The sequence below is a fragment of the Anaerofustis sp. NSJ-163 genome, from assembly GCF_024135845.1.
Taxonomy (GTDB): Bacteria; Bacillota; Clostridia; order Eubacteriales; family Anaerofustaceae; genus Anaerofustis; species Anaerofustis butyriciformans.
In genome coordinates, this window is sequence record NZ_JAMYJV010000001.1 from 406019 (window position 1) to 422152 (window position 16134).

Consider the following 16134-nt stretch of genomic DNA (forward strand, 5'->3'; position numbering starts at 1 on the left):
CTCGTTTTTTTATTTATTAAGCTCCAAAAACTTTTATAAATGTAGCCATTATTACCATTAGTCCCATAGGAATGGCAAATAAAGCCAATATTTTAAAATATCTTTCATCAGGGTCTACATGATCAAGACGTCTTACGAAAAAGGCGCCTAGACAAATCATCAAAACACCGACTAATCTAACTATCCATATTTTCATTTTGACACCTCTAAAAATTTACAAATTATAAAATTTATGATAACAAATATAGCTTTTTTTGTCAATGAATTAGCCCTATAGACCTTATAAACATTACACATTAAACAAAAATAAAATATAGAAAATAAATATGTAAAATATAATTAAATTTTATAAAAAAAAGACTTCAAACTTATGAAGTCTTCTCATTAATCGTCAAACTCTTTTGAATAATTGTAATCAACTTTTATTAATTTTCCACCAAGTCTTTTCTTGTTAAGTTTATCCTTAACATACAAATACGTTCCAAAGGCTCCAATAATCATTACAGAACCAACTACAGATGCTAAAATAATTTTTCCAGTATTGTTCTTTTCCATTGTTCGATCCTCTCTTAAATTTTATATTATAATTATACATCACGACAGATAAAAATTCAAATATTTAATCTAATTCTAATACTAATTTAAGAGTAGTTATCCCCAAAAAAGTAGCTATATCATCTATATTTTTAATTCTTTTCACTTTAATTTCCATTGGTTCATATTCTTTTAAAAATACAGATGAAAAACTTCTTTGTACACATACAATAGGCTTATCATTTTCCATTTCGTCAATACTGGAAACATTAACTGTAGATTTTTCATCAAGACCATATGATATTGTTTTTATATTAAAATGCCTTATATTTATATTACTGGCAGAATTAACTATTAATATATCAGACAAGTTTAAAGCTTTGCACAAATTTAGTATTTTATCCTTTTTTGATATTTTATCTACCAACGCTATTCTATATTTTACATTCATACCGTCATTACGAAAACATTGATTTTTTAATATATTTTTTAACGATATTTTTTTATCCATAAAAGAATAAATTTTTATTCTTTCCCCATTAAGTTCAATACATAATTCTTCCAAATCAACTCTCCTGATTTTAATAATATTATCTTTTCAATTATGTATATTTATTATTCAAAAAAAATAAAAAAACCATATCAGTTGATATGGTAAATGGACAAAAAAATGGTGACCCATCGGAGATTCGAACTCCGGACACCTTGATTAAAAGTCAAGTGCTCTGCCAACTGAGCTAATGGGTCACTTAATATTTGACAGCTTAATTAGTATACTAAAACATTATAAATTTGTCAATACTAAATTTTAAATTTATTTATATAATTTTCAATCACTTTTGACAAAAAAATGGTGACCCATCGGAGATTCGAACTCCGGACACCTTGATTAAAAGTCAAGTGCTCTGCCAACTGAGCTAATGGGTCACTTAATTAATCTGACAGCTTAATTAGTATACTAAAACATACAAATATTGTCAATACTTTTTTATTTTTTTTATAAAATTTTTATTTATATATATTATTTTACTAAAATGTCGAGTTTTATTCATATATTTATTATCTTTTAAGAATCCCTGTTATTTTGTACATTTAATCATTATATGACTTCTCTCATTAAAACATTTTATTTATTATTAATTTATAAAAAAGTTTATAAACCTATGGAAATCAAAATAAAAATTATTATAATTTATATAAATAAAAGGAGAAAGATATGAATTATTTAAAATATAGAGAACATAAGGGAAAAGAATATTTTGATTTTCCAAATGACTACTGCGTAATCGATATTGAAACCACAGGGCTTGACTCTGAATATAATGAAATAATAGAAATAGGTGCACTTAAAATAAGAGCAACTAAGATAAGTGATGAATTTTCAATTTTGGTAAAACCTCAAAAAGAAACTATTTCTGAACAAATACAAAAACTAACAGGTATTGATAATGAAATGGTTAAAGATGCCACCAATATAAAAGATGCAATACTTAAGTTTAATGATTTCGTTGGAAAAGATATTTTAGTCGGACAAAACGTTAATTTTGATATAAATTTCTTATATGATAATTATGAAAGAAATACAACTTTATATCTCATTAACGATTATGTGGACTTACTTAAAATATCAAGAAAAATAAGTCCTGAATTTGAAAATCATAAACTTGAAACAATACTAAAAAAATTAAATATACAAAGAGACCAAAAGCATAGAGCCTTATCTGACTGTATAGACACATATCACTGTTTTGAAAAATACAGAAATATTATTTTAGAACAATATGGTGATATAAATATGTATAAAATGATTTTTAACTTATAAAAAAGAACATACATATGTATGTTCTTTTATTTATAAATTTACTTTTTAAAAATAATCGTTAATATTATTGTTTACATCATTCATATCGCTCATCGCATCGGAAAATAATTCATCCATAGCAGAATTCATATTATCTATATTCCAAACACCATCTTCTTTACTCATAATAAAAGTAACAGTTTTTTCAACAGAAGTGTCTTTTTGTGCAGCATCGTTTATTTCATTTGTAAAATTATCCATTATTTTATTTGTTATATCACTTGTTGAAGCCGATAAATTATTTTTAAACCATGAAATGGTGTCTTTAACTGCTTGCTCATAGCTGTTTCCAAAATCAACCATATAGAATGTAACTTTTCCTGTAGCCGTATCTCCGTTTTCTTCAACACTTACTACTTCATAATCAAGATTTTTATAAAGAGCCAACATAAATTCATCTAAACCACTTGATTTAAAATATTGGAAATCATCTCCTAAAAATTCTTTATAATCTTCATCAACTTCTTCCCCGTTTATATATTTTTCCAATACCTTATCTTCATCCTTACAGCACATAACATCCAAGTACGATGTTAAAGACTCCTCTGCACTTGGTCCTCCACAACCTGTAAATCCGAACATAATAAAAATCGCCATAATTAGTGCCATTATCTTTTTCATAATTTCCACCTTCTTTCTTATACTTTGATTGTAAATATTATAACACAATAAATTTAAACGTTACCAAATTATATTATTTTTTTACAAATATTTATAATATTTTATATTTTTATAAAGTTTTTTCCTTTTTATGTTACAATTATAAAAACGTCTACAGGGGTATAAAAATGATAAATAATGTAATAAAAGTTATAGAAGATTATTTAAATAAAAAAACAGAAAAAAATATTTTCAAAAATAAAATACACAAACTAATAGACAAAAATCAAGAAACATTATACAAAGAAGATGAAGAAATTGCGGATTTAATGACATACGAACTTATAGAAATATGCGACAAAGACATTGAAGACGATGATAAATTCAAAGAAGAAATAAATGCAATATTCGAAGAAATAAAAATTATAATAGAATTATAAAAAGAGAATGCAATAACATTCTCTTTTTTACTCATACAAACTTCCACCGATAAATTCTTTTAACAATGATACCCCGGGAATAAACTCTTCAGATTGTATCTCTTTAAACAAAGATAAAAAATCAATAAGATGTTTTGCTTCGTAATAATATTTATTATTTTGTTTTATCTGTGATAAAAGAGGAAGAGCATATTTTTTAAGTACAGGAATTTCATAAATTAAAGTTGAATTAATTATATAATCAGCCTCTTCTCTATAAGGAACAATGTTTATCTTTTCTCCTTCCCTTACATCTTCCCACATGCTTATAGTATCACAAGCACTGTTACCTCTAAAATGTGCATCTCTTACAATTCTTCTTAACATTCTTATTTTTGATGTTGTAATCCTATTATATTGGTCTATTCCCATAACTGTTAACGGTGCAATATATATTTTAAATTTTTTGCTTTCTACAATATCTAAGGTAAGACGTTCATTAAGTCCATGAATACCTTCAATAATAATTGGATTATGCTCGTCAACTTTTATTTTTCTTCCAATTTTTCTTCTTTTCCCGCTTTTAAAATCAAATACAGGTATACTAACCTCTTCTCCCCTTATAAGTCTTATTAAATGTTCATTAAATAAAGGGATATCAATTGCTTCTATTGATTCATAAAGAGGTTTACCCTCTTCATCTCTTGGTGTAAGTTCTCTATCTAAAAAATAATCATCAAGTCCTATTGTAACAGGACTTAAGCCTCTTGCCATAAGATGCGTTTTAAGCCTTTTTGAGGTGGTTGTTTTACCTGAAGAAGATGGTCCTGCTATTAATATAATTCTTTTTTCATTTTTTGAAGTAATAATTTTATCGGCAGCTTTAGCAATTAAATATTCGTGTCTTGCCTCACTTGCCAAAATAAGTTCTTCGCATTCTCCGTCTTCTATCTTTTTATTTAAAGATGCAATATTTATTACATTGACATCTTTTAACCATTTATCAAATGCTTCATACTCCTTAAATAATTTAGGATTATCATAAAATTTATGAAGCTTATTAGGATGAAGTTTATCGCATCCAAGCAAAACTGCCCCATGATTGTATTTTATTATATCAAAAACCTTCAAATATCCCGTAGATGGTAATAAATCACCATAGAAATACCCATAACAATCACCTAACTCATACAAGGTCAAAAGACTTTTATCATCCAAATAGTCAACGACTTCTTTATTTGTTAAAAAAATATTTTTATTTATTGATTCTTTCATTTCCTCTTTTGTAGTTTTTAATTTCACAATAGGAAGATTTAAATCTATAAATTCTCTCATTTTTTCTTTTAGCTTTAAAATATCATCTTCAGATAAATCACTTTCATCTTTATATTCAAAAAAAATACCGCCTCCAATAGAATATCCTATGGAAACCTCTCTACTTTTAAAAACTTTTTTTGAGCTTACAGCAAGTAAAAACAGTAAAGTTTTTTCATAAATTTTTTTACCTAAAAACGTGTTAAGATAAACAAAACTAAAATCACAATCTTCTTTAAAATGATAATTTAAACTTTCAACTTCATTATTAACAAGACCTCCTACTATTATGTCTTTTTTATCACTTAGACTAGCAAGGTCTTTAATAGTTGTATCTTCTTTTATATTTAATATTTTCTTATTATCAAATTTTATCCTTATCATGTTACTTCTCCTTTAACTGCAAATATTTGCTTACTCCTTCAAGATAATGAATAGGATATTTATGATTCAAATACACCTTCAATTCTTTATTAAAAGCATCATAAGGTATAGATTTTCTTCCACCATTCATTGCATTATTATAATACTTTATTAAGGTTTTTATGTCTAAAATAAAATATTCATCAAAAATTTTAAAATGGACAAGTAAGAATGCAATACCGCCTTGCATATCAAACTTATCCATAAATTTCACTTGATGTTCATGTATATTTGCAATGGGAAGACTTTTCCCAGATATTTCTTTTGCATCGAAGCAAACAGGTATACCTTGAATATTACCTATATAATCAACTGTACTTTTTTCATCAAAATAAGCAAGAGATATTACGCCTCGTTCATTATCAAGCCTAACAGGCTTTATTGCCGTAGGAATCTTTTGAACGACAGCCAAATCATCATCAAAATATATCTTATTGGTTCTGTTTATTAAATCCTCGAATTCGCTTCCTCGAAGACCTCTGCTTTCCCAGTACCCCATTTTCTCTCCTTGTTAATTATAATTTTTCGTTATTTCTTCTTTTTACTCTTATATTCTTTCTTTCTTTTTTTCTCTTCTTATATTTTTTCTGCTTATAAATATATACCCCTAAAGACACAAAAACAGCTAAAATTAGTATCCCGCCAATAAAATATGAAAATACAATTGCAGTATTATTCGTACTATCCTCTTGATTTTGTACTTGTGTATTTTCAGTATTTTGTGTATTTGAAGTTGTAGTTTTTTCTTCTTGTTTAGTTATAGTTGTAAGTTCTGTTTGTGTTGGAATATATACATCAGTTATCTCATAAGACTCAATTATTTTATTTATTGTAGATTTATTTTCTGACATATCAGCCATATATGAATCTATTTGTAGAATATAAAGCCCCCCATTATTAACAGTAAGATAATATTCACCTTCACTTTTTACGCTTTTGCCTTCATAAGAGCATTTCCATGCAGGTATCCCGCTAATGGTAGTTTTACTTATCTTATAATTATAACTGCTTTTAGCATCGTCTAATATATCTTTAAAATAATTATTTATATAATCTTCACTATTCCAAGTATCTTTTACAAAATCACTTTCTATATAAACTTGTTTTCTAAGTAACTCTTTATTAGATAATTTATTACTTTTTAAAACCTCCTCATATACATCACCATATGAAATTCTAACCGTTAAATTAAAATTTACAGGAAATTCTCTTGCATTTTCACTTATTTTTTCCATATCACTTTTTGCAGAAGAAGGAATTTTAAAACTCATATGTAAATCTTCATTTGAATAGGAAACAAATTTTTCTGCACCTAAAATATATGGTGTTACTATACTTAATATCATAAAAAAAACTAACAAGCCTACAATTATTCTTGCAATTAATTGTCTGGTTTTAGATTTCATATTACCCTCCTAATAGATACTATTGATAATGATATCATATTTATTTTTTTTTATCAATAATATCAATATTGATTAATATATAGAATAAATCATATAATAAAAAGCAATAATTTTAAATATAAACAATATATTTTTTTTAAATTTCAGTTTAAATTCAATTTTTGTTTTAGATAATTTTAAATTTAGTTTTCCCTAAACAAATTTCTAACAAATCAATCTTTCCCAATAAAACAAAAAAGCTACAATCCTTTAAATAAAAGGACTGTAGCTATGTAAAAAGAAATTATGGATTTTATTCCCAAGGTTTCAAAACAACTTTAATAGCTTCACCTGTTTTAACTAAGTCGATACCTTTTTTGATATCTCTTAAAGGAATAACGTGTGTGATAAATTTAGTAGCATCAATTTTACCTGTTGTGATAAGTTCGATAGCTTTTCTAAATACTGATGGAGCATAAGCATATCCACCGTATAATACTAATTCTTGGTAGTGAATTAAGTTAGAGTCAAAAGCTACGTGGCAGTTATCTTTTGGTAGACCACCGAATAAAATAACTTTTCCTCTTGGTTTTAATAAATGAGTAGCTTCAACTTGAACAGAACCTACTGGGCAAGCTGTAATAACAACGTCTGCACCGATACCATCTGTTTCTTGCATAACGAAATCATGTAAATCACCTGCAACTGGGTTTACGAAATCATCAGTTGTTGAGAATCTTGTTGCCATATCAAGTCTATGTTCGCTTGGTTCTGAAATAATAACTTTTTTAGCTCCTCTTGCTTTTGCAACTGCACTATGTAAGTTTCCTAAAGGACCGGCACCGATAACAACAACAACATCGCCTTCTTTAACATTAGCAAAATCTTGTGTAGAGTAAACACTTGATAATGTTTCAGCTAAAGGAATTAAGTCTAAGTTAAATCCTTCTGGAACTTCTACGATACCATCATCTGTACAACAATCAGCTGGGATTGGAACGTATTGAGCATATCCACCAGGCATTTCTGAACCTAAAAGTTTTTTGTTGATACAATGGTTTTGTAAACCATTTTTACAGAAATAACATTCACCGCAAAGTTTGATAAGTGGATTTAGAACTACTCTTTCTCCTGCTGGATATTTTTCATTATCACTTTTTTCAATAACACCTGCAACTTCATGACCTAAAATATGAGGAGGTGTAACATCTTTATGACCAGAACCAAATGTTCTAATATCTGATCCACAAAGACCTACTGCTTCAACCTTTACTAAAATACCACCTTCTGGACATTCAGGTGTTTCAACGTTTTCTAAACCAAAATCATTTGGTCCTCTAAATACGACTGCTTCCATTATAATATTCTCCTTAAAATTAATTTTTTTATTTGTTTTATTTTTTTTGTTGAATTGATTATAACACAAAGTCAAGCAGAATAAAATATATAAATTAAAACTTTTGTAACTTGATAAGGTTTACATTTTAATTTTTTAATTTTAGCATGTTACAAATGTCACATTTTGCATTTTTTAAGGAGGTAAATAAAATAAATGTTAAAAAAAATCTGGTATTTCCTTATTCTATTTTCGGTAATATTTGGAATTTTTACAGGTAAAACAGAAAATATCGCAAATGCATTTTCAAGTGCAGGACAAGATTGCGTAAAAATATGTTTTTCTCTAATTGGAACAATGTGTTTTTGGAGTGGAATGATGGAAATAATAACAAAAAGCAAATTAACAGATAAAATAAATACTGTTTTCAATCCACTTATCAATCTATTATTTAATGACATAAAGAAAGATAAAGAAGCTTCAAATGCCGTTATTTTAAACCTTTCCGCAAATTTTTTAGGTCTTGGCAATGCTGCCACACCTCTTGGAATAGATGCAATACACAAAATGAATAAACTTAATACAAAAAAAGATACCCTAAGCGATGATATGATTATGTTCTTGATTTTAAACACAACATGCCTACAACTTCTCCCAACCTCTATATTTGCTTATAGAATTTCATTTGGCTCAAAAAATCCAACCATAGTATTTCTTCCTATTTTGATTTCAACACTATTTACAACTATTATCGGTATTGTTCTTGCGAAATTATTTAAAAGAGGCAGAAAATGTTAAATTTCATATCTTCTTTTGTAATTATTTCAATAATTTTAGGTGTTTTAACCTATGGAATGGTAAAAAATATTGATATTTATGCGACATTTGTAACAGGTGCAAAAAAGGGGCTAAAAACCACTTTAAACATTTTTCCGTTCCTTTTGACATTCATAATAAGCGTAAATATTTTTAAAGAAAGCGGGCTAAGCGATTTTTTAATTTCTATTCTTTCCCCTATTTGCAATATATTCCATTTTAAAAGTGAGTTACTACCTTTGATGATATTTAGACCAATTTCAGGCTCAGGAGCCAGTGCAATTCTTTGCGATATATTTAAAGTATACACTCCCGATTCTTTTATCGGACTTACCGCAAGTATAATGATGGGTTCTACTGAAACAACTTTATATGTTTTAAATGTATATTTGTCAAATGAAAAAATAATAAATCTAAGATATGCACTTAAAGCATGTCTTCTTGCGGATTTTTTTGGATTTTTAATGGCTTATATTATATCTTTATTGTTTTTTACATAAATATTTTTTTAGTTTTTTTAAAGAAAATTAACAACATATTAACAAAAATTAACATTCTCTTAAGTTCCGTTTTTAAGGCTTTTTTTATGATATATTATGCTTAAAGAAATTAAAAAATAAATTACATATCATATAAAAAGAGAGGGAAAAAATGAATACATTAATTTTAACAGCTCGCTTCGGAATGGGACATATATCCGCAGCAAAGGCAATAGAGGAAGAACTTAAATTAAAAAATAATAATTCCAATGTTTACATTGTTGATGTAGTAGATTATCTTTTCCCATCATGGGCAAATTTAATTTACTCAGGATTCAATCATCTTACAAGCAAGTTTTCAACAGTATATAACTTTTTTAATAAAACAGCGGGAAATTATAATGAAACAATACCATTAAAAAAAGCGCTTGTTAAAAAATTAGATAGATTAATAGAAGAATATAATGCAGATGTAATTATCTCAACAATACCAATTGCATCAAAATATATATCTTTATATAAAGAAACAAAAAATATAAATATACCTTTATATACATATATAACAGATATATCAGCACATAACGAATGGTTAGGCAAAGGAACAAATTTATATTTTGTGGGAAGTAAAGAAACTAAAATCGAATTAATTGGAAAAGGTGTTGAAGAAGAAAAAATACTAATTTCCGGTATACCTGTAAAACAATCATTCAAAAACCTAAAAATAATTAAAGGAAAAAAACAAAAAGAATTATTAATTATGGGTGGCGGACTTGGATTAATACCTGGAATAGAAGATATTTTAAAAACTTTTAACGAAAACGACTCTATCAATGTCACATTAATATGCGGAAAAAATAAAGAAATGTTTAATAAGATGAAAGAAAAATTTCCTAATATTAATGTAGTGGGATTTACAAATGATGTTCATAAATATATGAATAAAGCTGACCTAATAATAACAAAATCAGGTGGAATAACAACATTTGAAGCAATTCATGCACTTTGTCCTTTATATATAATACATCCTTTCTTAATGCAAGAAGTTGGAAATGCTTTATATATAGAAAAAAATAATATTGGAATGATCAAATGGAAGAAAAAAGAAAACATATCAAAAGATGTAATAGAGTTAATCAATGATGAAAAAAGATTAAATCAAATGAAAGAAAACATGAGAAGAATAAAAAATGAAACTCAAAACGATTATTTAGAAACTATTATATCTGCTTAAAGGTGAAAGACATATGAAAATTTTATTTTATATTATATTAATATTTATATCATTAATTATTTTATACGGAATAATTCCAACTTATGTTTATAAGATAAAACATAAAATAGAAAAAAAGAATATAACAAATAATGGTAAAAACATATACCTTACATTCGATGACGGCCCAGATCCAAAATATACTTTGGAACTTCTTGATATATTAAAAGAAAATGACATCAAAGCATCCTTTTTTGTGGTAGGTGAATTTGCAAAAAATAATCCTGACATAATAAAAAGAATGCAAGAAGAAGGGCATAAAATAGGACTTCATTGGTATGAACATAAAAGCGCACTCATACAACATCCTCTAAAAACCAAAACGAACTTTCAAAAAGGAATAAATACCTTAAATAATCTAGGCGTAAAAGACCCAAGTTTCAGACCTCCCTGGGGACAATTCAACTGGGTAATGATATACCTTATGAAGTCCTATAATTTAAAACCTTTCCTTTGGGATGTCATGGCAGAAGATTGGCAAAAAAACACGACAAGTGAAATAATAAAAAACAAACTTGAAAAAAGAGTAAAAAACAATGATATTATATGCCTCCATGACGGACGCGGCAGAGATGATGCTCCAAAAAGAACAATTGAAGCATTAAAAGAAATTCTTCCAAAATGGAAAAATGAAGGATACATTTTTAAAACAACCGGAGAATAAAATGAAGGATAATAAAATAAAAAATATTTTTAAATCTACAATATTTTTTGTAGTAATGCTTATTCTTACGTCTTATATGTTGTTTAAAGATTCAAATTTAACATCAATAATTGAGACTATTGAAGACGTAAATACAAACTATATACTACTTGCCATTATAGCAATGTGTGTATTTATAAGCTGTGAAGGAATAAACATACTTAGAAATTTAAATATACTGGGATATAATGTAGGACTTATAAAAGGAATAAAATATGCCCTTGTAGGATTTTTCTTTAGTGCAATTACCCCATCAGCATCAGGTGGACAACCTATGCAGGTTTATTTTATGAAAAAAGATAACATAGAAATATCACACAGTATAGTAGCTTTACTTATAGAACTTGCAAGTTTTCAAATCAATACTGTAATTATTTCTCTTCTTGGTTTTTTTCTTAATATGAATTTCTTTATGGAAAAAATAGGAAGCATAAAATATCTTTTATTTATAGGAATAACAATAAATATAATTGCATTTTTGTTTATTATATGTGCACTTTTTAATAGAAGATTAATGGAGAAATTATTAAATTTTGCAACAAAAATTTTAACAAAACTAAAATACAAAAATATTGAAGGATTTAAAGAAAAATCAAAAGAACAACTTGAAGAATACGCAAGCGGTGCAAAATACATAAAAAACAACAAAAAAGCACTTATAAAAACTTTAATGATTACATTTATACAACTAACAGCAATGTATTCTGTAACATTCTTTGTATATAAATCTTTTGGACTTTCACAGTTTAATTTTATACAAATAATATCAATACAAGCTGTACTTTATTCATCTGTTATGGCTCTTCCATTACCAGGTGGAGTGGGTGCAAGTGAAGGAGGATTTTTATCACTATTCAAATACATTTTCCCTCTTACACTTACAAGCCCTGCAATGTTACTTTCAAGAGGAATAAACTTCTATTTATTCGTTCTTGTTTCAGGACTGGCAATAATGTTTTTTCAACTTATTTATATTAAAAACTCCAACATGATCAAGGAAACCGCATAAGGGTTTCCTTGATTTATTCTATTCTTTCCCAAATATAAACAGCTTTATAAGCAGGTATAATATTAAAAGCCTTTCCACTTCCTACATTAGCACTTGTCGCTGTATGCTTATGAGTATATGACCAATTTACTGTCTTCCAAGAGTTTACAGGCGTTGTATCGCTTATTTGATAATTTCTTTTTGTTCCAACAGTTCTTGTAAAAGGACCTGATGTTCCACCTGTTGTCCCAGAAGAAAATATATACCCTACACTACCGCTTGATGACGCATTATTTATGGTAACGGAATGTGAATGAACAGGTAATTCTTCGGTTTTTAAGGTATGACTTAACTCTCCTCCTTGACTATTTAACTTATACGTTTGATCATCTGCACCAAAAATAAACCTACCTTTTATTCTTTCCCAATTTCCTCCCCATTCTATATTAGGATCAAAAGAACTATTATTAATATATATAATTGAACCAACAGGATGAATATAATCTAATAAACCAATACCTTTTACACCTTTATGAAAAACGGCTGGAATATTTACTTCAAATGCATCGTCTTCACAAAATTTTCCAATTGCAATCCCCTTTCCTCCTTTTCTAAAATCCAAAGTTACAAATTCAGTTTGTAATAATGCATATTCTTCTAAACTCATATAAAAATCATTATATTTAATTTTTATATCAAAAGTACTTTCATTAGGAAAAGTAGCCATATCTAAAGGAATTAGAATATTAAATTTTTCAGAAACCTTATCTTCATTGGTTACAACAGTAGATACATATTTCCCATCAACAAATTTTCCATTTTCTACTGCATCACCTACAACAATAATTCCTTTAAAAAATTCCTCATATTTTTCTGCACCAAATAATTTTCTATATAATACATATTCGAAATAATTCTTCTTCCCAACCGATGCAAAATCAGCATTAAAACTTACAATAAGAGAATTACCACTACTCTCTTCAGCTCTTTTTACATTAAAATTGGAAATATTTAAATTGCTGTAAGGATATACAGTTATTGTTGAATTTAAAGCTGTACTTTCATAACCTCTGCTGTCTACTACGCTGGTTACAATATTTATTTCATCCCCACTGCTTGGAAGTGTAATTCCTTTTATATGTGAAGAAGTTGAAGAATAAGCTTTTCCTCCAACATTAACTTTATATGTATTTATCGTAGCATTATTTTTTCCATCAGCCGTTATTAGAGAATCAATAGTACTTACATTTTGAACCAAAAGACCTTCAAGAGTATTATTACCGGTTATTTCATTACCTGAGACAGTAGGCTTAAATGTATCAGTATTTGGAACTTTTACAGTTAAATTAACATACTTACTTCCTATATTTGTACTGCCACTATATGTAGTACATGTTATTTTCATTATTGCCGAAGTAGCCGAAGTAATATAATCTGCCAAAGAATTATCTAAACTTAAAGATGTGCTGCTTCCAACATTACTTATAGTCTTTGAATAACTTCCCAATGTACAGACTATTTTATGCTTAAAAGATTCGCTCTTTGGATTTGTATAAATCGTAATATTACTTCCTAAATTTGCCGATGATGCACTAAGCGTAGGAGTAGAAGCTCTTGGGATAGTCGCAAGTTTATAACTTCCCGACAAACTTCCTGTTCCAAGACTTATACCCGTTGGATGAGATGCACTAACCGATACGGTCTTTGTTCCATCTGCGTTATGTGCTATCGTTTTTGTTACAGAAAATAATTTATTATAAGTTCCTGTTCCCTTACTTCTAAAATCAAATTTTACGGATTTTGTATATTTAACTCCGTTAATTTTATAAGTAAATGTTTGAGAGTTTAAATTGTAACTTTGAGAGTTAGCGCTTGCTTTATACATTCCAAAAGTAAAAGTAACACTTGAACTGTTGTTTGTAACACTTTGAGAGTTTGTAGAACAAGTTACATATAAATCATAACTACTTGAATCATAATTTCCTTTTATTGTTGCCATTATTCTTCTCCTCCTTGTAAATATGTTATTGTAAGATTTCCTTCGCTTCCGTCAAACATAAAATCTCCTATTCTTAAATTTTTATTTATATTTGCCATTGAAGTTTCAAGCCCCATTGTATTTATCTTAGTTGAAACATTTTCTCCAACCTTAAAATCAATATTTCCGTTTGCTAAATATATACTCGCTCCTGTTTGAGTTTCTTCTAAAGAATCAGTATTTTCACCATCTAAGTTAGTTTCTGTTAAAGAGAAACTTTGAACAACAGGATTATTTTCTTTTACTTCATCGCTTGATTCAACATTTATCCATTTTGCATTTATCCCAACGGTACTTATGTAATTTGCAATAAACGAACCTTCATCACTTAAACCAAAGGACCAAATCGGCTCTTCATCGTTGTAATTATTTGTCCACCTAAAACCATTCCCCGAAAGTTCATATACAATATTACTTTCTTTTAATGTTTCTTTATTGTGATAATAATAAACAACGCTGCCGTCATCATATCGTTTAGATGTAGAATAAAGCCCAAGCATTGCCCCTGGTATTTTATTTAAAGCAAGTATGTCTTTTTCTCTTTTTGAAAGCTCCTTTTTAAGTTCTTCCTTAACATTGCTTATTATGTTAGATTCATGCTTTGTAAGAGGATTTGCTGAAGCATAACTAGCTTTTTGCTCTGTTGTCCCCTTTGCTTCAATTTCAGAAGAACCATTCAAATTAAAAGTATGGTGTGTAACAATACTTTCAAACCCATTGCCCATATTATCTGTAAAAACTATTTTTGCAAGAGGCCATAAAAACGGAAGTGATATCGTTGTAGCTTTAAAAGGTAGATAGTTTATTACTTTCATATTAGAAAGACCATTTATAACCTTGTTTACATATGTTTCATCATATGATATTACCTCTTCTTCATCATCTGCAAAATCTAATGAGCCATCTTCAACACCAGAAACATCACCCTTTTCTGGTGTATCTTCTTTGTTTTCAACTATTTCAGGTGATGTAATAAGCTCATTTCCCTCAATAGTATAAGAAAGAATAGTATTAATACTTTCATCTCCTTGGTTTTCTTCACCTTCAATCTCACTTGTATCAGATGGTAAAGTATATTCATTTATAAGCTTAACTTCTTTTGTTACATTACCGTCTTTACTGTTTACAACAAGTTTATTTAATGTAAGAGATGTGTTTGAGTATTCTGATGAATATCTGATATTTGGCGTAATATTAAAAACTTCCGTTGTATTTGGCACAAAGAAATAATCATAAAATTCTAATTTCAAATTTCCTTCACTGTCCATATATGCACAGCTTCCTGTTATCTCACAAATCCATTGTAAAATCTGTCTACAGGTTATTTCTTCTCCCTCCGGATAAGAACTTGGAACATAATCAAGATTAGGTAAATCAAGATTTATAAAATATTCATCAGGCGAAATATCATTTACGCATTTTGAAAAAATAGCATAAAGTATCTGCCTAATATTCATACCTTTAGGATATATGGAAAAATCAAATACTTTATCAAAAGCCACCAAACCATCAAGAGCAGTAAGTTCTACGGTTGTTTGATTTTTAACCTGTTCATCTACCATAAATACGCCCATTGGAATATATGAAATAAGCCCGTCATCTGTTTTAACTTTTAATCTTACATAAAGTTTTGCACCGTTAAAATCAACATCATCAAAATTTCCTTTGTGGTTATCCAAAGTCATTTTTAATTCTGCCGCTATGGCACTGCCAATTTCTATGTTATCCCCACTTGCAACATATCTATCAATAGAAAAAGAACCCGCAATAATATTTTTTTCTGTTATATTCATTGAAGTTTTTTCATTTTTTACAGTTTCTTCAGTAAGTAATTCTGTATTACCATTTTTGGGAGTTTCTATCGGTGGTAAATTAACTGCCGATGAAAAAAAGACAGAGATGTCAACTCCCTGTCTTGTATTTTCCATTACTTTATCAAATGTTTTCCTATCAATTTTATATGACATA

17 protein-coding genes and 2 tRNA genes are annotated in these 16134 nt (G+C 27.9%); 7 read left to right on the plus strand and 12 right to left on the minus strand.

Features of this window, described 5'->3' with window-relative positions; all coding sequences use genetic code 11:
* Positions 1-16 precede the first annotated feature (16 nt).
* The 5 genes from M6G78_RS01905 to M6G78_RS01925 form a co-directional block, all read right to left on the minus strand.
* Positions 17-196 carry a hypothetical protein gene (locus tag M6G78_RS01905; RefSeq protein WP_253229465.1) on the minus strand — a complete coding sequence of 60 codons (180 nt, stop codon included), beginning with the start codon at positions 194-196 and terminating at the stop codon, positions 17-19.
* A 188-nt stretch (positions 197-384) separates the two neighbouring features.
* Positions 385-555, minus strand: a complete 171-nt coding sequence (locus M6G78_RS01910) for a stress-responsive transcriptional regulator PspC (RefSeq protein ID WP_253229466.1) — start codon at positions 553-555, stop codon at positions 385-387.
* A 64-nt stretch (positions 556-619) separates the two neighbouring features.
* Entirely contained in the window at positions 620-1099 is a 480-nt protein-coding gene (locus tag M6G78_RS01915; RefSeq protein ID WP_253229467.1) for a hypothetical protein, read from the minus strand.
* Positions 1100-1205: 106 nt separating this feature from the next.
* A tRNA-Lys gene (locus M6G78_RS01920) sits at positions 1206-1281 on the minus strand.
* A 104-nt stretch (positions 1282-1385) separates the two neighbouring features.
* Positions 1386-1461, minus strand: a tRNA-Lys gene (locus M6G78_RS01925).
* A 289-nt stretch (positions 1462-1750) separates the two neighbouring features.
* Here M6G78_RS01925 and M6G78_RS01930 point away from each other — a divergent pair.
* On the plus strand, positions 1751-2356 hold the full coding sequence (locus M6G78_RS01930; protein WP_253229468.1) for a PolC-type DNA polymerase III: 606 nt from the start codon (positions 1751-1753) through the stop codon (positions 2354-2356).
* A gap of 45 nt (positions 2357-2401) precedes the next feature.
* Here M6G78_RS01930 and M6G78_RS01935 read toward each other — a convergent pair whose 3' ends face one another.
* Complete coding sequence (locus M6G78_RS01935) at positions 2402-3016, minus strand: DUF5105 domain-containing protein (protein ID WP_253229469.1); 615 nt, start codon at positions 3014-3016, stop codon at positions 2402-2404.
* Positions 3017-3183: 167 nt separating this feature from the next.
* Between M6G78_RS01935 and M6G78_RS01940 the strand changes: the two genes are divergently transcribed.
* Entirely contained in the window at positions 3184-3435 is a 252-nt protein-coding gene (locus M6G78_RS01940) for a hypothetical protein (RefSeq protein ID WP_253229470.1), read from the plus strand.
* A 27-nt stretch (positions 3436-3462) separates the two neighbouring features.
* Here the strand turns inward: M6G78_RS01940 and M6G78_RS01945 are convergent, their stop codons facing one another.
* The 4 genes from M6G78_RS01945 to M6G78_RS01960 all read right to left on the minus strand — a co-directional run bounded on the left by M6G78_RS01945 (position 3463) and on the right by M6G78_RS01960 (position 7893).
* Complete coding sequence (locus M6G78_RS01945; protein ID WP_253229471.1) at positions 3463-5112, minus strand: nucleoside kinase; 1650 nt, start codon at positions 5110-5112, stop codon at positions 3463-3465.
* A 1-nt stretch (position 5113) separates the two neighbouring features.
* Positions 5114-5650, minus strand: a complete 537-nt coding sequence (locus M6G78_RS01950; protein ID WP_253229472.1) for a Holliday junction resolvase RecU — start codon at positions 5648-5650, stop codon at positions 5114-5116.
* 16 nt (positions 5651-5666) lie between these two features.
* Positions 5667-6557 (minus strand): hypothetical protein, encoded by an 891-nt coding sequence (locus tag M6G78_RS01955; RefSeq protein ID WP_138268506.1) that lies wholly within the window; start codon positions 6555-6557, stop codon positions 5667-5669.
* A gap of 292 nt (positions 6558-6849) precedes the next feature.
* Entirely contained in the window at positions 6850-7893 is a 1044-nt protein-coding gene (locus M6G78_RS01960; protein WP_138268507.1) for an alcohol dehydrogenase catalytic domain-containing protein, read from the minus strand.
* Positions 7894-8088: 195 nt separating this feature from the next.
* Between M6G78_RS01960 and M6G78_RS01965 the strand changes: the two genes are divergently transcribed.
* The 5 genes from M6G78_RS01965 (at position 8089) to M6G78_RS01985 (ending at position 12149) form a co-directional block, all read left to right on the plus strand.
* Complete coding sequence (locus M6G78_RS01965; protein WP_138268508.1) at positions 8089-8670, plus strand: nucleoside recognition domain-containing protein; 582 nt, start codon at positions 8089-8091, stop codon at positions 8668-8670.
* Positions 8664-9188 carry a spore maturation protein gene (locus M6G78_RS01970; RefSeq protein WP_253229473.1) on the plus strand — a complete coding sequence of 175 codons (525 nt, stop codon included), beginning with the start codon at positions 8664-8666 and terminating at the stop codon, positions 9186-9188. The genes M6G78_RS01965 and M6G78_RS01970 overlap by 7 nt, the downstream gene beginning before the upstream one ends.
* Positions 9189-9339: 151 nt before the next feature.
* Positions 9340-10398, plus strand: a complete 1059-nt coding sequence (locus M6G78_RS01975) for a glycosyltransferase (protein WP_243112212.1) — start codon at positions 9340-9342, stop codon at positions 10396-10398.
* A 13-nt stretch (positions 10399-10411) separates the two neighbouring features.
* Positions 10412-11101, plus strand: a complete 690-nt coding sequence (locus M6G78_RS01980) for a polysaccharide deacetylase family protein (protein ID WP_253229474.1) — start codon at positions 10412-10414, stop codon at positions 11099-11101.
* A 1-nt stretch (position 11102) separates the two neighbouring features.
* Positions 11103-12149, plus strand: coding sequence for a lysylphosphatidylglycerol synthase transmembrane domain-containing protein (locus M6G78_RS01985; RefSeq protein WP_253229475.1), 1047 nt, complete (start codon positions 11103-11105; stop codon positions 12147-12149).
* Between the two features lie 13 nt (positions 12150-12162).
* Here the strand turns inward: M6G78_RS01985 and M6G78_RS01990 are convergent, their stop codons facing one another.
* Together M6G78_RS01990 and M6G78_RS01995 are read right to left on the minus strand one after the other, a co-directional pair.
* Positions 12163-14127, minus strand: coding sequence for a DUF859 family phage minor structural protein (locus tag M6G78_RS01990; protein WP_253229476.1), 1965 nt, complete (start codon positions 14125-14127; stop codon positions 12163-12165).
* Entirely contained in the window at positions 14127-16133 is a 2007-nt protein-coding gene (locus M6G78_RS01995; RefSeq protein WP_253229477.1) for a hypothetical protein, read from the minus strand. The genes M6G78_RS01990 and M6G78_RS01995 overlap by 1 nt, the downstream gene beginning before the upstream one ends.
* Position 16134: the final 1 nt, after the last annotated feature.